The organism is Allobosea spartocytisi, from assembly GCF_014764685.1.
Taxonomy (GTDB): domain Bacteria; phylum Pseudomonadota; class Alphaproteobacteria; order Rhizobiales; family Beijerinckiaceae; genus Allobosea; species Allobosea spartocytisi.
On record NZ_JACXWY010000008.1, the window covers coordinates 206,238 to 222,742 of the forward strand.

Consider the following 16,505-nt stretch of genomic DNA (forward strand, 5'->3'; position numbering starts at 1 on the left):
CCCGTGTATGCTTCGGGTAAGAAGCTGGTTCCGAATCTGCCGAGGACATATGGCCAAGCTCGATGCTTTCGACCTGCGCATTCTCGCGCGTTTGCAGGAGGATGCGAGCCTGCCGCTGGCGGAGCTGGCGGAGTCGGTCGGGCTTTCGCCCTCGCCATGCTGGCGGCGGGTGCAGAAGCTGGAGGAGGGCGGATACATCAAGCGCCGCGTCGCGCTGCTCGACCGGGAAAAGCTCAATGCCGGCGTCACCGTCTTCATCGCGGTCAGGACGGCGCGGCATTCGATGGAATGGCTGGAACGCTTCCATTCCGCCGTCCAGGACCTGCCGGAGATCGTCGATTTCTACCGGATGAGCGGGGAGATCGACTATCTGCTCAAGGCCTGCGTCTCCGATATCGCCGCCTATGACGCGCTCTACAAGAAGCTGATCTCGCGCATCGACCTCTCCGATGTGACCTCGATGTTCGCCATGGAGGAGCTGAAATCGACGACGGCGGTCCCGCTGGGATTCGCGCTGCCGGGACATTGAGGGCCGGGCCAGGTCGGTTCGCGGAACGCGGATGTGGGACATGTCACAGCACTGAGACAGCTGGGCGCTACCTCCCGCGCGGGCCGTCCCAGGAGATCATGAGCATGTCGAACCCGGTTCCTCAGACCAGCCGCCGCGCGCTGTTGCTCGGCCTCGGGACCGCCGCGCTGGCGGGGCCGGTTCTTGCGCGTTCGCTGCCGGCATTGCCGACATCGAACCTCGGGGCGGATACGGGCTACTGGCAGGCTGTGCGCGGCCTCTACAGCGTCACGCCCGACATGGTGAACCTCGAGAACGGCTATTGGGGCATCATGGCTGAGCCGGTGAAGGCGGAATACAAGCGCCTGACCGATTTCGTGAATTTCGAGAACACGGTCTATGCCCGGACCAAGATCGGGGCGGATCTCGACAACGTTCGGACTCCGCTCGCGGAGTTTCTCGGCGTCGCGCGTGAGGAGATCGCGCTGTCGCGCGGCGCGACCGAGGCGCTCCAGGCGCTGATCTCGGGCTACAACAAGCTGAAGCCCGGCGACACCGTGCTCTATGCCGATCTCGACTACGATTCGATGCAGTATGCGATGAACTGGCTGAAGGATCGGCGCGGTGTCGCGGTGGCGAAGTTCGACATTCCGGAACCCGCGACGCGCCAGGCCGTGCTCGACGCCTATGATGCCGCCCTGAAGGCGAATCCGAAGACCAAGCTTCTCCTGCTGACCCATGTCAGCCACCGTACCGGCCTGATGATGCCGGTGAAGGAGATCGCGGCCATGGCGAAGGCGCGCGGCGCCGACGTCATCCTCGATGCCGCCCATAGCTGGGGCCAGATCGACTTCCAGGCCAAGGATCTCGGCGTCGATTTCATCGGCTTCAACCTGCATAAATGGATCGGTGCGCCGCTCGGCGTCGGCATGATCTACATCGCCCGGGAGCGTCTCGCCGATATCGACCCCTATATGGCCGACGAGGATTTCAAGGCCGACGACATCCGCTCGCGCCTGCATACGGGCACGCCGAACTTCGCCGCTCAGCTCACCGTTCCGGCGGCGCTCGCCCTGCACCGGGAGATCGGGCCGCAGGCCAAGGAAGCGCGCTACCGCCATCTGCGCAATTACTGGGTCGCCAGGGCGCGCGAGCTCAAGGGCGTCGAAATCCAGACGCCGGACGATCCGAGCATGGTCGCCGGCATCACCTCCTTCGCGCTGACCGGCAAGCGCTCGCCCGCCGACACCAACGCGATCGTGGCGACGCTGCGCGACCAGCACAAGGTGATGACGGTGCGTCGCGGCGGCGTCGCCAAGGGCAACACGATCCGCATCTCGCCGGCGCCCTACATCATGGAAGCTGATCTCGACAGGTTCGTCGCGGCGCTGGCGGTGGTGTCCGGCAATCGGGCGGGGTGACGCCGGACCTTTCCTCTGCCGTCATGGTCGGGCTTGTCCCGACCATCCACGGAGAGCCGTGTTCAACACGTGGATGCTCGGGTCAAGCCCGAGCATGACGCAGGCGGGGCTCAGGCCTTCGTGACCTTCTGGTAGTCCTTCACGTCCGAGAAGGTGATGTCGGGCGCCCGCTCGGCATCGTATTTCAACGTGAACTGGCTGGACGCCATGAAGACCGGGTCGCCGTCGAGATCATCCGCCATGGCCGAGGGCTTGTGGCCGACGAACTTGGCCAGCGCGACCTTGTCCTCCGAGGAGACCCAGCGCGCGATCGAGAACTGGCAGGGCTCGAAATCGACCGGGAGCGAATACTCCGCGTCCATCCGTTCCTTGAGCACGTCGAGCTGGAGGGCGCCGACGACGCCGACGATGGCGGGGGCGCCGTCATGGGGCAGGAAGAGCTGGACGACGCCTTCCTCGGCCATCTGCTGCAGCGCCTCGCGCAGCTTCTTGGCCTTCATCGCGTCCTTCAATTTGACGCGGCGCAGGATTTCCGGGGCGAAGCTCGGCACGCCCTTGAAGACGATGTCCTCGCCCTCGGTCAGCGTGTCGCCGATGCGCAAGGTGCCGTGATTGGGCAAGCCGACGATGTCGCCGGCAAAGGCTTCTTCCGCGATCGAGCGATCACGGGCGAAGAAGAATTGCGGGGCGTTGAGCGGCATCGGCTTGCCGGTGCGGACGAGCTTGGCCTTCATGCCGCGCGACAGCTTGCCCGAGCAGATGCGCATGAAGGCGATGCGGTCGCGATGGTTCGGGTCCATGTTCGCCTGGATCTTGAAGACGAAGCCGGTCATCTTCGGCTCGTCCGCCTCGATCGGGCGCTTGTCGGACGCTTGCGCGCGCGGGCTCGGGGCATAGGCGCCGAGCGCGTCGATCAGGTCGCGCACGCCGTAGTCACGGAGCGCTGCGCCGAAATAGAGCGGCGTCAGATGGCCCTCGCGGAAGGCCTGGAGATCGAAGGGCTTCAGCCCCTCGGCAGCGAGGAAGACCTCCTCGCGCCAGGTCTCGGCGGCGCCGTGCGGCAGCAATTCGTCGAAGAGCGGATCGTCCCAACCGGAGACCTGGCGGTCCTCGGCGCGCTCGTCGCCCTTCTGGTTGCGGCGGAAGGTATTGGCCTTGAGATCGTAGGTGCCGACGAATTCGCGGCCGCGGCCGACCGGCCAGGTCATCGGCGCGACGTCGAGCGCCAGCGTCGTCTCGATCTCGTTGATCAGGTCGAAGGGATCGCGCGTCTCGCGGTCGACCTTGTTGATGAAGGTGACGATCGGGATGTCGCGCAGCCGGCAGACCTCGAACAGCTTCTTGGTGCGGTCCTCGATGCCCTTGGCGGCGTCGATCACCATGACGGCGGCGTCGACGGCGGTCAGCGTGCGGTAGGTGTCTTCCGAGAAGTCCTCGTGGCCGGGCGTATCGAGCAGGTTGAAGACGTGCCCGCCATATTCGAAGGTCATCACCGAGGTGACGACCGAGATGCCGCGCTGGCGCTCGATCTTCATCCAGTCGGATGAGGTCTGGCGACGGCCCTGCTTGGCGCGCACTTCGCCGGCGAGCTGAATGGCGCCGCCGAAATAGAGCAGCTTCTCGGTGAGCGTCGTCTTGCCCGCGTCCGGGTGCGAGATGATCGCGAAAGTGCGCCGGCGCGCATGCGGCGCCTCGGCCGCCGGGGCCTGAAGGGTCGAAAGATCGGTCATGGCCGGTTTGAAGACAGGATGAGGCGGGCGAAGTCAATCATTCTCGCCGCGCGGTGGCGGCGCGTGCCGAATTCCGCGCCGCTCACGGCTCCGTGAGGATTGCCGACCGCTTTGTGAGCGGAACAACCGCCATTCCCGCCGCATTCTCCCCTTCGACTTCCGTCGTACGACTTTTCATATCAGCCGAGGGGACCGGAATGCCCGCAGCCGTCAAGGCCGAGCCGCAGCCGAGCTTGTCCGTCTTCGATGCCGTGACGATCATGGTCGGCATCGTCGTCGGCATCGGCATCTTCAAGACGCCGGCCGTGGTCGCCGCGAATGTCGGTAGCGAGGCGGCCTTCATCGGCGTCTGGATCATGGGCGGCGTGGCGACGCTGATCGGTGCGCTCTGCTATGCCGAGCTCGCCGCCGCGCATCCTCACGCCGGCGGCGAGTATCATTTCCTTGCCCGTGCCTATGGCCGCCCCGTCGCGATGCTGTTCGGCTGGGCGCGCGGCGCCGTGATCCAGACCGGGGCGATCGCGGCGGTCGCCTTCGTACTCGGCGACTACGCTGCGCAGGTCGCGCCGATCGGACCGATAGGACCGGCGCTCTATGCCGCGCTTTCGGTGGTGGCGCTGACGGCGCTCAACGTCATCGGCACGGTGCAGAGCAAGAGGTTGCAGATCCTCATGACCTTCATCGAGGTCGGGGCGCTCGCCGCCATCATCCTGCTCGGCCTGTTCTTCGGCGGCGATGCTCCGGCGCAGCCGGCTACCCCTGCGCCCGGGACGGCGGCCATCGGCCTCGCCATGGTCTTCGTGCTGCTGACCTATGGCGGCTGGAACGAGGCGGCCTATCTTTCGGGCGAATTGGAGAATCCGGCGCGCAACATGGCGCGCGTGCTGGCTATCGGCACGGTGATCCTCGTCGCGATCTACGTGCTCGCCAATCTCGCCTTGCTCGCGATCCTCGGCCTCGACGGCCTGCGGGCCTCGGAGGCGGTGGCGGCGGATATGATGCGGCAGGTGGCCGGTGAGCCGGGCGCCGTGATCGTCAGCCTCGCCATCGTGGTCGCGGCGCTCTCGACGCTCAACGCCACCATCTTTACCGGCGCGCGGGTCTATTTCGCCATGGCGCGGGATCTCACCTTGCTGCCGCGGGTCGGGGAGTGGGACGAACGCGGCCGCGCCCCGGCGAACGGGCTCCTGCTGCAAGGCGCCGTCGCACTGCTGCTCGTCGGTTTCGGCGCGGCGAGCCGGGACGGCTTCCAGTCCATGGTCGACTACAGCGCGCCGGTGTTCTGGGCCTTCCTGCTGCTGGTTGGCGCAGCGCTGCCGATCCTGCGCTGGCGCGAGCCGGGGCGGAATCTGCCGTTCCGTGTGCCGCTCTACCCGCTGACGCCGATCCTGTTCTGTCTGGGCTGCGCCTACATGCTGCATGCCAGCCTCGCCTATACCGGCCGCGGCGCGCTGGTGGGGCTCGTGGTGGTGCTCGCGGGCCTGCCGCTCCTGCTGTTCCGGCGCAAGCAGGGGGCTGAGGGGGAGGTCATTCCCGGCGCCGCGAGGCCAGCAGCGGCCGAGTGAACTCGCCCGATCGAGACCTCCAACCAAGGCTTTCCAACCCAGCTTTCGACAACGGAGACAGATGATGAAGAGGCTTCACATTCTCGCCACCGCTTGCGCCCTCGGCTTCCTCGCGCCTGCGGCACCTTACGCCCAGCCCGTGCAGGCCACGCAGAATCCGGCAGCCGCTCCCGACTACGTGCCGCGCTCGGGCCAGGCCGGGAAGGACGTCGTCTGGGTGCCGACCCAGCAGGCGCTGGTCGACAGCATGCTCAACATCGCCAAGGTGACGAAGGACGACTATCTGATCGATCTCGGCTCGGGCGATGGGCGCACCGTCATCACCGCCGCCAAGCGCGGCGTGCGGGCCATGGGCATCGAATACAATCCCGACATGGTGACGCTGTCGCAGCGCAATGCCGAGGCGGAGGGCGTGACCGACAGGGCGCGGTTCGTCCGGGGCGACATCTTCGAATCGGACTTCTCGCAGGCGACGGTGCTGACGCTGTTCCTGCTGCCTGAACTCAACCTCAAGCTCCGGCCGACCATCCTCGACATGAAGCCCGGCACGCGGGTCGTCTCGAACACCTTCACCATGGACGATTGGGAGCCGGACCAGAGCGTCGTGCTGGCCGAGAACTGCTCGAGCTTCTGCCGCGCCTATCACTGGATCGTGCCCGCCAAGGTCGCCGGCACATGGCGGCTCGGCGATGGCGAACTCAGGCTCTCGCAGAGCTTCCAGATGCTGTCGGGCACGCTGACGCGCAACGGCAAGTCCGTGCCGATCTCCGAGGCCAAGATGACGGGCAGCGAGATCAGCTTCCTGGCGGACGGGCAGCGCTATACGGGCCGCGTCGAGGAAAATCGCATGATCGGACGGGCTGAAGGCGGCGGTCAGGACTGGCTGGCGACGCGCTCCAGCACTTGACCGTGCAGGAGACCCTGCCGGCTCAGTTCTTGAGCCGGTAGCCGGTCCTGAAGATCCAGCCGACGATGCCGATGCAGAGCACGAGGAAGAAGAGCGTCATGCCCAGACTCACGCCGAGGCTGACATCGGCGATCCCGTAGAAGCTCCAGCGGAAGCCGCTGATCAGATAGACCACCGGGTTGAACAGTGTCACCTTCTGCCAGAAGGGCGGCAGCATCGCGATCGAGTAGAAGGAGCCGCCCAGGAAGGCCAGCGGCGTCACGATCAGCAGGGGTATGACCTGCAATTTCTCGAAGCCATCGGCCCAGATGCCGATGATGAAGCCGAACAGGCTGAAGGTCGTTGCCGTCAGCACGAGGAAGAGCAGCATCATCGCCGGATGCTCGATGCGCAGCGGCACGAAGAAGGTGGCCGTCAGCAGGATGATCAGCCCGAGCAGCATCGATTTCGATGCGGCGGCGCCGACATAGCCGATCACCGCCTCCCACCAGGCGACGGGGGCGGAGAGCAATTCATAGATCGTGCCGGTAAATTTCGGGAAATAGATCGCGAAGGACGCATTGGCGATGCTCTGCGTCAGCAGGGACATCATGATCAGGCCAGGCACGATGAAGGCGCCATAGGGCACGCCGTCGATCGATTGCATGCGCGAGCCGATGGCGCCGCCGAAGACGACGAAATAGAGCGCGGTCGAGAGCACCGGCGAGACGATGCTCTGCGAGGGGGTGCGCCATGTCCGCGCCATCTCGAAGCGGTAGATCGCGGCAATGGCGCGGAAGTTGAGGCGCATGCCGGCCTCGGCGTCGCGGTTCGTCGTGACAGTGGTCATGCGCGCTCCCTCACCAGGCTGACGAAGATGTCTTCGAGCGAACTCTGGCTGGTGCTGAGGTCGCGGAAGCGGATGCCCGCCTCGGCGAGGCCCTGCAGCAAGGTGGTGATGCCGGTTCGCTCGGCCTGGGTGTCGTAGGTGTAGACGAGCTCGTCGCCGGCGGGCGACAGACTGAGATTGAAGGCGGCGAGCGTGGCAGGAACGGCCTCGATCGGCTGCTGGAGCTGAAGGCTGAGCTGTTTCTTGCCGAGCTTGCGCATCAGCTCCGCCTTTTCCTCGACAAGGATGATCTCGCCCTTGGAGATGACGCCGATGCGGTCGGCCATCTCCTCCGCCTCCTCGATGTAATGCGTCGTCAGGATGATGGTGACGCCGGATTCCTTGAGCCGGCGCACCATCTGCCACATGTCCTGCCTGAGCTCGACATCGACGCCGGCGGTCGGCTCGTCGAGGAAGAGGATGCGCGGCTCATGGGCGAGCGCCTTGGCGATCAGCACGCGCCGCTTCATGCCGCCGGAGAGCCGGCGGATCTGCGTGTCCTTCTTGTCCCAGAGCGACAGCTCCTTGAGAATCCGCTCGATGAAGGCCGGGTCCTTCGGCTTGCCGAACAGGCCGCGGCTGAAGCTGACCGTGCTCCAGACCGTCTCGAAGGCGTCGGTGGTCAATTCCTGCGGCACGAGGCCGATGGTCGCGCGGGCGGCGCGATAGTCGCGGATGATGTCGTAGCCGTCGGCGAGAACGGTGCCGGTGCTAGGCTTCACCAGCCCGCAGATGATGCTGATCAGCGTCGTCTTGCCGGCGCCGTTGGGGCCGAGCAGGGCGAAGATCTCGCCGCGCCTGATCTCCAGATCGACGGATTTGAGCGCGCTGAAGCCGGTCGCATAGGTCTTGGAGAGCCCGGAGACCGAGATGATCGGGGATGTCGAGGACATGAGCATGGCCGCCATATAGGCCTGTTCGTCGCCGGTTGCGATGGCTGACAGGGCTGGAGACGCGCGAATTCCTGCCAAGGCGTGGCGGCAACGATCATGCAAAGGGCCGGGCGCGAGGCCCGGCCCTGCACGTTCCTCGGTTCGTTCGAGGCTATTTCATGAAGAACCACAACAGGATGATGATCGGGATGGGAACCCCGACGAGCCACAGGATGATCGAACGCATGGACAGCCCCTTTTTGGAAAGGATGATGCTGTGCCAACGCCTTCTGTGGCGTGAAAGTTCCTACCCGCCGGTGCCGGGTGGCGGCGTGAAGGCATCGGCGCTCGGATGCCAGAGGGGCCTATAATCTTGTCTCAACACGGCGAGCGTGGCCGGAGGCGTCAGGACGGTCACGGTTCCCGCCGGGCGGTCGCGGCGCTCGATGTAGCCGGCCGGCGACCAGAGCAGGGCGGAGCCGCCGCGCAGCGCGAGGAATTCGCCACCGTTCTCGGCGAGCAGCATCGCGCCGTCCGGCAGATTCTCCACCGGCAGGCGATGCGTGCGCTTGCCCCGGCCGTCGCGGCGCTCGCCGTCGAGAATGCGATCGATCTCCGGGAAGAACGGCGTCTGCGTCATGCCGAGGCCGCTCACCAGTGCTGCGCGATAGGCGAGGGCGTCGTGCCGCCGGCATTCCATGCAGGGGCGGTGGCCAGCGGCGAAGGCAGTGACCTCATCGCAGAAGAAGAGGTCGGTGTAGCCGGGACCCCAGACCTGATGCCGGCGCCCCTTGAAGGACAGCACGCAGCAGATCCACTGGCGGCTGGCCTGGATGCGACGCGGCAGGGCTTGCGTCCGCGGATCGTGGAAGCGCCCGCCGCGATTACCGAACAGGGTGCCGCGGGCCGGATCGGCAAAGAGCGCGCCGTCGGGCCTGACGCGATTGGGCAGGGGCATGAGACCTTCCGAGCGAGGTGATAACCCTAACCACGGTAACGACCGCCGCGACAGGCTGAGGCAGCAATGGCCCGCGTCACTCCTCCTTGAAGCCGTAATCGGGAATGCCCTGCTCGTTGCCGTAGTACTTGTACGGCAGGAATTTGCCCGACATGCCGATCTTGACCCGGTCTCCCTTCGGATTGGGCTCGCGCTCGAACGAGATGTTGAAATCGATCGCGGACATGATCCCGTCGCCGAATTCCTCCTCGATCAGCGCCTTCCAGGCCGGCCCGTTGACCATCACCATCTCGTAGAAGCGGTAGATCAGCGGGTCGGTCGGCGGCATCGGCGTGCCGGTGCCGCGATAGGGCACCTCGTTGAGCATGCGCTTTTCGTTCTCGGACAGGCCGAACAGCGCGGCCGCGCGCTCGGCCAGCGGCCGGACCAGCTTCATCTGGCCGAGCAGCGCGCCGACCACCAGCACCTCGGACATGCCGCCGATCTCGTCGGTGATGTATTTCCAGCTCCAGCCCTTCTCGCGCTTGATGTCGAGAATCTTCTCGGTCAGCTCTTCGCGCTTCATCGTCACCCTCTCCGGACACCTTGACCGCCAGAGCTCAGGCAAGGATCGGGCCGGTGCCCGGATGACGCAGGGTTTCGTCGATCGCGGCAGGATCGTCTTAACGTTATGATGAAGTTGGGTTCGCGCACTAAGGCATTTGAAGTTTTTTTCTCGGCATCTGGAGGCTGAAAAACGACGCAGGAAATCCCGGCACGGCGATGAGTTCCTATATTCCCCTGATCCTGTTCACGGTGCTGACCAATGCGGCGGCGCAACTCATGCTCAAGCGCGGCATGAGCAGTTTCGGCTCCTTCGACATCGCCGGCGACGGGATCATCGCCACGGTTTTCCGGGTCGTCTTCAACCCGTTCGTCTTCGCGGGCCTGTGCACCTTCGTCGTCAGCATGGCCTCGCATCTGGTCGTGCTGTCCAAGGTGCAGATCAGCTACGCCTACCCGTTCCTGAGCCTCGCCTATGTCGTGGTCGCGGCCTATGCCTATTTCGCCTTCCATGAGGATCTGAGCCCGAGCCGCATCGCCGGCATCGGCTTCATCGTCATCGGCACCATCTTCATCGCACAAAGCTGAGGGGTACCATGGACCTGATCGTTCGCCTGTTCCTGCGCCTCGGCGCCCTGTTCGAGCCGCGGCCCGAGACCATGCTGACGCCGGTTCCCGTGCCGGTGCGGGTTCGTCCGGCACCCCGGTCGCGCCGATAGGAGCCGGTCATGAAGCATATCATCATCGGCGGCGACGGCTTCGTCGGCTCGCGCCTGGCGGCTGATCTCGCGGCGATGGGCGAGGACGTCCTCGTCGCGGACATCCACAAGAGCAGCCATGCGCATTACGCCAAGGTGCCCTTCGTCCAGATCGACGTGACCAAGGCGGAGAGCGTGGACACGATCCCGCTCTCGCCTGAAGACGTGGTTTACAACCTCTCGGCCAAGATGCTCTCGCCGATCGTGACGCGGGCCGAGCGGCACGATTTCTTCTGGCCGGTCAATTTTCACGGCACGCAGAACATCCTGAGCTGGATGGAGAAGCGCGGCGCCGACCGGCTGGTGCATTTCACCACGGACATGATCTACGGCCATTCGGTCACGGTGCCGCAGGACGAGACCCATCCCGCGCATCCGCTCGGCGAATATGGCGAGAGCAAGCTCGCGACCGAGCGGCTCGCCGAGGAATACCGCGCCAAGGGCTTCAAGATCCCGATCTTCCGGCCGCGACTCATCATCGGGCCCGGCCGGCTCGGCATCCTGGTGAAGCTGTTCAAGCTGATCGACCTCAACCTGCCGGTGCCGATGATCGGCTCGGGGCGTAATCCCTACCAGTTCATCTCGGTGTTCGACTGCGCCAGCGCCTGTGTCTGCGCCTGGAAGGCGGGCTTCCCGAACGAGGCCTATAATCTCGGCTCCGACGAGCCGCCGCCGGTGAAGAAGCTGCTCGGCGACCTGATCAAGCATGCCGGCTCGAAATCGATCCTGCTGCCGACACCGGCCTCGCTGGTGAAGCTCACGCTCGATGCGCTCGACGCGGTGAACATGCCGATCATGGATCCCGAGCAATACAAGATCGCCGACGAGATCTGTATTCTCGACACGTCCAAGGCCAAGCGCGAGCTCGGCTGGCACCCGCAATACCGCGACGAGGACATGCTGCTCGCCGCCTATACCGAGTATCGCAAGGGCAAGGACGCCCACAAACAGGCGCAGAGGAGCCTCGCCGCATGAGCATGCCCGCTTTCAGCCAGGAGGATGCGCCGGTGAGCGGAGCGCGCCCGCAACTCATCAGCGTCGAGGCTGCCAAGCAGCTCGACGCCGCCCAGGTGAAGGATTTCTTTGCCGCCCATATCAACCCCGGCCAGCTTCATTTCCTCAAGCTGCTCGGCTTCGACAAGATCCTCGTCGATCGCGCCGAGGGCCTGCACTACATCACCAAGGACGGCCGCAAGATCCTCGATTTCTTCGGCGGCTTCTGCTCGGTCGCCTTCGGCCACAACCATCCGCGCATCATCGCGGCCCGGCAGAAGTTCCAGGACGAGAACCGCCATGAGATCTGCATGGCGTTCATGTCGCAATATGCGGCGGCGCTGGCGAAGAATCTCGCCACCATCGCGCCGGGCGATCTCGACATGGTCTTCCTCGGCTCGACCGGCTCGGAGGCGATGGAGGCGGCGCTGAAGGTCGCCGAGCAGGCGCAGGGTCCGGGCAAGTCGAAGATCCTGCATGCGGCGAACTCGTTCCACGGCAAGACCAAGGGCGTGCTCTCGGTCACCGATTCGACGCTCTACCAGTCGCAGTTCAAGCTGGTCGAGAACCGGGTCAAGGTGCCCTTCGGCGACATCCATGCGGTCCGGCAGGCGCTGGAGAACGACCCCTCGATCGGCATCGTCGTGATGGAGACGATCCAGGGCGGCGGCGGCATCGTCGAGGCGCCCGAGGGTTTCTGGCGCGAGTTGCGCGCGCTCTGCGACAAGCACGGCGTGCTCTGGGTCGCGGACGAGGTGCAGTGCGGGCTTGGCCGCACCGGCCAGTTCTTCGCCTTCGAGCGCGACGGGGTGGTGCCGGACGTGACGGCGCTCGCCAAGGCGCTCGGCGGCTCCAAGGCGGCGATGGGCGCGATGATCGCTCGCCGCGAGATCTACATGAAGGCCTATGGCAAGCCGAAGACCGCGCTGATCCATGCGCAGGCGACTTTCGGCGGCATGGGCGAGGCCTGCGTCTCCGCCATCGAGGCCCTCAACGTCCTCTATGACGAGGATCTGATGGGCAATGCGAAGCGGCAGGGCGACTATCTGATCGAGCGCCTGAACGGCCTGCGAGCGAAATACCCGACGCTGCTCAAGGAAATCCGCGGGCGCGGGCTGATGATCGGCATCGAGTTCCAGGACATCAGCGAGACCATGCCTTTCGGGGTCAAGCACATGGTCGCACTGCTCGACGACAAGCTGAAAGGCTCGCTCTGCGGCTTCGTCGGCGCGCTCTTGCTGAAGGAGCACGACGTGCTCGTCGCCTTCACCGAATACAACCGCAACGTCATCCGGCTGGAGCCGCCATTGATCGTCACCCGCGAGCAGTGCGATCAGTTCCTCGCGGCGTTCGAGGATGTGCTGTCGCGCGGCGTCACCGGCATCGTCACCGGCTACCTGCGTAAGGTCGCTGCCGCCAAGGGCTGAGCGACCCGATCGACCCGCAACAAAAAAAGAGGCCGGCGTGAGCCGGCCTTTTGAGTCTGGGGTCTCGAAACAGGGATGTCCAGGGAAGCTCAGTAGTAGCCGCAGACCCGGCGGTAGCCGATGACGTTGCCCCAGCGGTCGAAGCGCTCGACCAGGTCGCAGGAGCGAACGGGGGCAGGAGCGTCATAGTAGCCGTAGCCATAGGCGGGGCGGGTGGCGCCGGCGATGATGGCGCCTGCGGCGAGCGCACCGACCACACCGGCTCCGACGCCCCAGCCATAGCCCCGGTGCCAGCGCGGGCGGGCTTCGGCGCCGGACGCGATCAAGGTGGTGGCCAGGGTCACGGCCGCGAGGGTCGCGGTCAGCGTCTTGCGGAACGTGGTCATGCTCGTCTCTCCCGATCGTTGCGAGAGCGAAGGTTTCGCTCTTCATGCTCATTGGTCGCAGCGAGGAGTGGGTAGGTTCAAAGGCGGTGACGATTATTTTCGCGCGGCCTCAGCCGTCGCTGACGCGCCGCCAGAAATCCGAGGAGAAGCCCGGATCGATATGGGTGGCGAAATCGCGCCATTGCGGAAAGGAGGCCTGAAAGGTCGCCGCCGACATGCGGGCATCCTTATAGGGGTTCACCCGGCCCCCGGCCTCGATCGCGATCCGGTCCAATTCCGTCAGCAGCGCCTCGGTCCGGGCGCCGCGATTGGGGAAATCGAGCGTCAGCGTCGCGCCCTGGATCGGGAAGGACATCAGCCCCGGCGAGCGCTTGGCGCCGAAGAGCTTGAGCACGGTCAGGAACGAGGCTTCGCCGGCAGCGAGCGTCCGGTGCAGCATCTCCTCGACGGCGCGGCGGGCGCCGGCCATCGGCACGGCGCATTGGAACTGCCTGAGGCCCTGCGGGCCATAGGCGCGGTTCCAGTCGCGGATCCGGTCGAGCGGGTAGAAGAACGGCCGATAAGGCACACGCCGCGGCGCTGCCCCGCGCGGCTGGCTGTGACGATAGAGCCAGTTGAAGGCACTGAGCGTCACCCGGTTGATCAGGGGAAAGGGCGGTTCGATCGGAAAGCGCAGGTTGCGGCCGGGCTGTGGTGGCAGGAAGCCGAAATCGGGCGCATGGTTGGCGCGGAAGAAGACGCCGCGGCCGAAATGCCGGCCGCTGGCGAGGGCGTCGATCCAGGCCACGGTGTAGTCATGCGTCGAGTCGGATTCGGCGGCCAGTCCGAAGAAGCCGTCGAGGCTGTCGAAATGCAGGACCTCCTGCTCCATCGCGGCCGAGCGGATCGGCATGAGCTGGAGCGTCACCTGCGTGATGAGCCCGGTCAGCCCGAAGCCTCCAATGGTGGCGGCGAAGAGATCGGCATTCATGTCCGGCGCGCAAAGGATGCGCTGGCCGTCTGAGCGCATCAGCTCGAAGGCGCGGACATGGCAGCCGAAGGTGCCGGCGGCATGATGGTTCTTGCCATGGACGTCGTTGGCGAGCGCGCCGCCGATAGTCACGAAGCTCGTTCCGGGCGTGACGCAGGGGAACCAGCCGGCCGGAACCACGATATCGAGCAGGCGATCGAGCAGGAGCCCCGCGCCGCAGGTCAGCAGGCCGGTTTCCCGGTCGAAGGTCTGGACGTTGGCGAGCGAACGCGCATCGATCAGCGAGCCCCGGCTGTTCAGGCAGGAATCGCCATAGGAGCGGCCATTGCCATAGGCGAGGACGGGGCGGCGAAAGCGATCGGGCCGCTCGATCCAGTCCGCCGCATCGACGATCTCGCTGCCCTGCGCCGAGAGCCCGCCCCAGGAGCGATACGCGCCGCGGGGGACGGTCATGGCAGGATCGTCGCCAGGACCATGATGGCGATGACGACGAGGCCCATGAGCTGGCTGCGCCAGTCGCGGATCATGAAGACCAGCGGATCGTCGGGCATGCCGCCACGGCGGGCCATGAACCAGATGCGCGCCATCTGGTAGAGGACGATCGGGCAGAGCAGCCAGATCAGCTCGGGGTGGCGGTAGAGCTGCTTCACATTGGCGCTGTCGACATAGAGCGCCATGATCAGCGCACAGGTGCAGCCCGAGGCCATGCCGAGCTGCGAGAGCGCCTCGATATCCTCGACCTGATAGCCGCGCCCGGCCTTCTTCAGGCCGGACTGATCTGCGGTGATGCGCAATTCGGCATAGCGCTTCACCAGTGCGAGGCTGAGGAAGAGGAACATCGAGAAGGCCAGCAGCCAGGACGAGATCGGGACGGCCGCGGCCGCGTTGCCGGCCAGGATGCGCAGCGTGTGCATCGCCGCCAGGCCGAGAACGTCGACCAGCAGCCTGCGCTTGAGAAAGAGGAGATAGGTCAGCGCCAGGAAGAGATAGGCCAGCAGCGCCAGCATGAAGCTCTGTGGCTGCGGCACGAGAAGGACGGTCGAGAACGCGGCGAGCAGGAGCACGGGCACCGCGGCGTAGGCCTGGGCGGCGGTGATCTCGCCGGCGGCGAGGGGGCGCTTGCGCTTGGTCGGATGCAGGCGATCCGCCTCGACATCCTTGATGTCGTTGAGGAGATAGATCGCGGAGGCGATCAGGCTGAAGGCGATGAAGGCGATGACACCGTGCCAGAGGGCCGCTGGGTCGAAGACATCGTGATTAAGCAGGATCGGGACGAAGACGAGCCCGTTCTTGAGCCAGTGATGGGGGCGCATGGCCCGGATCATGGCGGACGCAGACATGTTCGGGCTCCCAGCGCTCCTGCGACATGCGCTGCTTCCCGCCGTACGGGGTAGCAACGGCCGGTTGTACCGGCGCCGGGGTTTTGAGCTGAAAACTCCTAAGCTGACGTGCATGAGCCGCAAAAACGGGCAATGAATTCAACGCCATGCTTAACGGGCGGCTTCCATGATCGCGGAAACCGGCTCCGGAGGCCAAGACGACTCCGGGGCGTCGGGCACGGACGCTGCCGCCCATGCCCGTCATTCGTTACGCCGCGGGCGCGTGCAGCGCCGCCGAGCGAAGCGAGGTCGGCTCAGACCTTCGCGGCGCTCGCGGCGGCGTCGATATTGGCGACGAGCTCGGCGTCGAGCCCGAGAGAGCCGGCCAGCCCCGCCAGGAAGTCCTTCTCGGCGGGCGTATCCGGATTGATGGCGATGCGCGCGGCCGTATAGATCTGCGCCGCCATCTCGGGCGATGCGGCGGCATCGGCGAGCTGATCGATCGAGGCGGGCTTGGCCATCTCCTTCGTCAGCCAGTCATGCGCTTCGGCATCGAGCCCGGCGTCCTTGAGGCCGCCGAGGATGGCGCCGCGCTCCTGCGCATCGATGTTGCCGTCGGCCGCCGCGGCCGCGATCATGGCGCGGATGAGGGTGAGAGCCGTCGCCTCCGTGGCGGCCTGCGGCTCAAAGCCGCTGCCGGCGGGCGCGGGCAGGATCTGCTGATGATTGCCGTCGAGGAGCGGCTTGCCGGCCTGGTAATTCTGGTAGGCCCTGTAGGCGAGGCCGCCGATAAGGGCCATGCCGCCGAGCTTGGCGGCCGACGCCGCGACCGAGCGGCCGGTGCCGGTGCCGAAGACGAGCGCGCCGAGGCCACCCAGAACGGCGGTCGCCAGGGCCGGATTGCTGGTGAGGACGCCCTTGGCCTGCGCGAGCAACTCGTCGGGCGTCCGTCCGCCGGTGGCGCGGCCGAGCGCATCCGAGGCGCCCTGCTGCACGCCCGTCTGGCGTGCGGCGTCGCCGAGCCCTTGCGTGGCCTGGGTGAGGATCTGACCGGCGAGGCCGCCGAGCCCGCCCGAGCGCTGAACCTGCTCCGCCAGCCCGCCGAGCACGCCGCTAAGACCGCCCTGCTGGCCCGTCTGCCCGGCAGCCTGGCTGCCGGCGTTGACCAGCGCATCGAGCAGCGATTTGGCGTTGAACATGTCGGTTCTCCCTGACGATTTCGGCTAGGCGCGGATGCGGCCGGTCGGATCAGCCATGCAAAGACGGCCTGACGAAGGCAG

17 protein-coding genes are annotated in these 16,505 nt (G+C 65.9%); 8 read left to right on the plus strand and 9 right to left on the minus strand.

Annotated elements, in window-relative coordinates:
* The first annotated feature begins 49 nt into the window (after positions 1–49).
* On the plus strand, positions 50–529 hold the full coding sequence (locus IED13_RS15285) for an Lrp/AsnC family transcriptional regulator (RefSeq protein ID WP_038363596.1): 480 nt from the start codon (positions 50–52) through the stop codon (positions 527–529).
* 104 nt (positions 530–633) lie between these two features.
* A complete protein-coding gene (locus tag IED13_RS15290) occupies positions 634–1,929 on the plus strand; it encodes an aminotransferase class V-fold PLP-dependent enzyme (RefSeq protein WP_191124658.1) in 1,296 nt (431 codons plus the stop codon).
* Between the two features lie 110 nt (positions 1,930–2,039).
* Here the strand turns inward: IED13_RS15290 and IED13_RS15295 are convergent, their stop codons facing one another.
* Complete coding sequence (locus tag IED13_RS15295) at positions 2,040–3,659, minus strand: peptide chain release factor 3 (RefSeq protein ID WP_038363602.1); 1,620 nt, start codon at positions 3,657–3,659, stop codon at positions 2,040–2,042.
* 197 nt (positions 3,660–3,856) lie between these two features.
* Between IED13_RS15295 and IED13_RS15300 the strand changes: the two genes are divergently transcribed.
* Positions 3,857–5,224 carry an APC family permease gene (locus IED13_RS15300; RefSeq protein WP_191124659.1) on the plus strand — a complete coding sequence of 456 codons (1,368 nt, stop codon included), beginning with the start codon at positions 3,857–3,859 and terminating at the stop codon, positions 5,222–5,224.
* A 64-nt stretch (positions 5,225–5,288) separates the two neighbouring features.
* Positions 5,289–6,131 carry an SAM-dependent methyltransferase gene (locus IED13_RS15305; RefSeq protein WP_112763751.1) on the plus strand — a complete coding sequence of 281 codons (843 nt, stop codon included), beginning with the start codon at positions 5,289–5,291 and terminating at the stop codon, positions 6,129–6,131.
* A gap of 22 nt (positions 6,132–6,153) precedes the next feature.
* Here IED13_RS15305 and IED13_RS15310 read toward each other — a convergent pair whose 3' ends face one another.
* The 4 genes from IED13_RS15310 to cynS all read right to left on the minus strand — a co-directional run bounded on the left by IED13_RS15310 (position 6,154) and on the right by cynS (position 9,394).
* Positions 6,154–6,960: an ABC transporter permease gene (locus tag IED13_RS15310; protein WP_248311179.1), complete on the minus strand. Its 807-nt coding sequence runs from the start codon at positions 6,958–6,960 to the stop codon at positions 6,154–6,156.
* On the minus strand, positions 6,957–7,892 hold the full coding sequence (locus IED13_RS15315; protein ID WP_038364367.1) for an ABC transporter ATP-binding protein: 936 nt from the start codon (positions 7,890–7,892) through the stop codon (positions 6,957–6,959). Before IED13_RS15315 ends, IED13_RS15310 begins: the two co-directional genes overlap by 4 nt.
* 286 nt (positions 7,893–8,178) lie before the next feature.
* Entirely contained in the window at positions 8,179–8,829 is a 651-nt protein-coding gene (locus IED13_RS15320; RefSeq protein WP_191124660.1) for a hypothetical protein, read from the minus strand.
* Positions 8,830–8,905: 76 nt separating this feature from the next.
* Entirely contained in the window at positions 8,906–9,394 is a 489-nt protein-coding gene (gene cynS / locus IED13_RS15325; RefSeq protein ID WP_112763614.1) for a cyanase, read from the minus strand.
* Between the two features lie 197 nt (positions 9,395–9,591).
* On the opposite strand from cynS, the gene IED13_RS15330 reads away from it, so the two are divergent.
* The 4 genes from IED13_RS15330 to IED13_RS15340 are packed head-to-tail and all read left to right on the plus strand — an operon-like array spanning position 9,592 to position 12,550.
* Positions 9,592–9,960: a DMT family transporter gene (locus IED13_RS15330; RefSeq protein WP_191124661.1), complete on the plus strand. Its 369-nt coding sequence runs from the start codon at positions 9,592–9,594 to the stop codon at positions 9,958–9,960.
* Positions 9,961–9,968: 8 nt separating this feature from the next.
* Positions 9,969–10,091 (plus strand): hypothetical protein, encoded by a 123-nt coding sequence (locus IED13_RS29100; RefSeq protein WP_260368443.1) that lies wholly within the window; start codon positions 9,969–9,971, stop codon positions 10,089–10,091.
* A 9-nt stretch (positions 10,092–10,100) separates the two neighbouring features.
* Positions 10,101–11,105, plus strand: coding sequence for an NAD-dependent epimerase/dehydratase family protein (locus IED13_RS15335; protein WP_112763613.1), 1,005 nt, complete (start codon positions 10,101–10,103; stop codon positions 11,103–11,105).
* The gene (locus IED13_RS15340) at positions 11,102–12,550 is read left to right on the plus strand and encodes an aspartate aminotransferase family protein (RefSeq protein WP_113253664.1); all 1,449 of its coding nucleotides are present in this window, start codon (positions 11,102–11,104) and stop codon (positions 12,548–12,550) included. Before IED13_RS15335 ends, IED13_RS15340 begins: the two co-directional genes overlap by 4 nt.
* An 89-nt stretch (positions 12,551–12,639) precedes the next feature.
* Here the strand turns inward: IED13_RS15340 and IED13_RS15345 are convergent, their stop codons facing one another.
* From IED13_RS15345 to IED13_RS15360, 4 genes are all read right to left on the minus strand, one after another.
* Positions 12,640–12,936 (minus strand): hypothetical protein, encoded by a 297-nt coding sequence (locus tag IED13_RS15345; RefSeq protein WP_038363611.1) that lies wholly within the window; start codon positions 12,934–12,936, stop codon positions 12,640–12,642.
* A 109-nt stretch (positions 12,937–13,045) separates the two neighbouring features.
* Positions 13,046–14,359, minus strand: a complete 1,314-nt coding sequence (locus tag IED13_RS15350) for an FAD-binding oxidoreductase (protein WP_191124662.1) — start codon at positions 14,357–14,359, stop codon at positions 13,046–13,048.
* Positions 14,356–15,360: a UbiA family prenyltransferase gene (locus IED13_RS15355; RefSeq protein WP_081925424.1), complete on the minus strand. Its 1,005-nt coding sequence runs from the start codon at positions 15,358–15,360 to the stop codon at positions 14,356–14,358. The genes IED13_RS15350 and IED13_RS15355 overlap by 4 nt, the downstream gene beginning before the upstream one ends.
* A gap of 179 nt (positions 15,361–15,539) precedes the next feature.
* Entirely contained in the window at positions 15,540–16,424 is an 885-nt protein-coding gene (locus tag IED13_RS15360; protein ID WP_191124663.1) for a tellurite resistance TerB family protein, read from the minus strand.
* Between the last annotated feature and the right edge of the window lie 81 nt (positions 16,425–16,505).

Bases quoted from the DNA above. Each gene is read 5' to 3' on its own strand.
- IED13_RS15285 (WP_038363596.1), top strand. From the start codon at position 50: ATGGCCAAGCTCGATGCTTTCGACCTGCGCATTCTCGCGCGTTTGCAG.
- IED13_RS15290 (WP_191124658.1), top strand. From the start codon at position 634: ATGTCGAACCCGGTTCCTCAGACCAGCCGCCGCGCGCTGTTGCTCGGC.
- IED13_RS15295 (WP_038363602.1), bottom strand. From the start codon at position 3,659: ATGACCGATCTTTCGACCCTTCAGGCCCCGGCGGCCGAGGCGCCGCAT.
- IED13_RS15300 (WP_191124659.1), top strand. From the start codon at position 3,857: ATGCCCGCAGCCGTCAAGGCCGAGCCGCAGCCGAGCTTGTCCGTCTTC.
- IED13_RS15305 (WP_112763751.1), top strand. From the start codon at position 5,289: ATGAAGAGGCTTCACATTCTCGCCACCGCTTGCGCCCTCGGCTTCCTC.
- IED13_RS15310 (WP_248311179.1), bottom strand. From the start codon at position 6,960: ATGACCACTGTCACGACGAACCGCGACGCCGAGGCCGGCATGCGCCTC.
- IED13_RS15315 (WP_038364367.1), bottom strand. From the start codon at position 7,892: ATGTCCTCGACATCCCCGATCATCTCGGTCTCCGGGCTCTCCAAGACC.
- IED13_RS15320 (WP_191124660.1), bottom strand. From the start codon at position 8,829: ATGCCCCTGCCCAATCGCGTCAGGCCCGACGGCGCGCTCTTTGCCGAT.
- cynS (WP_112763614.1), bottom strand. From the start codon at position 9,394: ATGAAGCGCGAAGAGCTGACCGAGAAGATTCTCGACATCAAGCGCGAG.
- IED13_RS15330 (WP_191124661.1), top strand. From the start codon at position 9,592: ATGAGTTCCTATATTCCCCTGATCCTGTTCACGGTGCTGACCAATGCG.
- IED13_RS29100 (WP_260368443.1), top strand. From the start codon at position 9,969: ATGGACCTGATCGTTCGCCTGTTCCTGCGCCTCGGCGCCCTGTTCGAG.
- IED13_RS15335 (WP_112763613.1), top strand. From the start codon at position 10,101: ATGAAGCATATCATCATCGGCGGCGACGGCTTCGTCGGCTCGCGCCTG.
- IED13_RS15340 (WP_113253664.1), top strand. From the start codon at position 11,102: ATGAGCATGCCCGCTTTCAGCCAGGAGGATGCGCCGGTGAGCGGAGCG.
- IED13_RS15345 (WP_038363611.1), bottom strand. From the start codon at position 12,936: ATGACCACGTTCCGCAAGACGCTGACCGCGACCCTCGCGGCCGTGACC.
- IED13_RS15350 (WP_191124662.1), bottom strand. From the start codon at position 14,359: ATGACCGTCCCCCGCGGCGCGTATCGCTCCTGGGGCGGGCTCTCGGCG.
- IED13_RS15355 (WP_081925424.1), bottom strand. From the start codon at position 15,360: ATGCACGTCAGCTTAGGAGTTTTCAGCTCAAAACCCCGGCGCCGGTAC.
- IED13_RS15360 (WP_191124663.1), bottom strand. From the start codon at position 16,424: ATGTTCAACGCCAAATCGCTGCTCGATGCGCTGGTCAACGCCGGCAGC.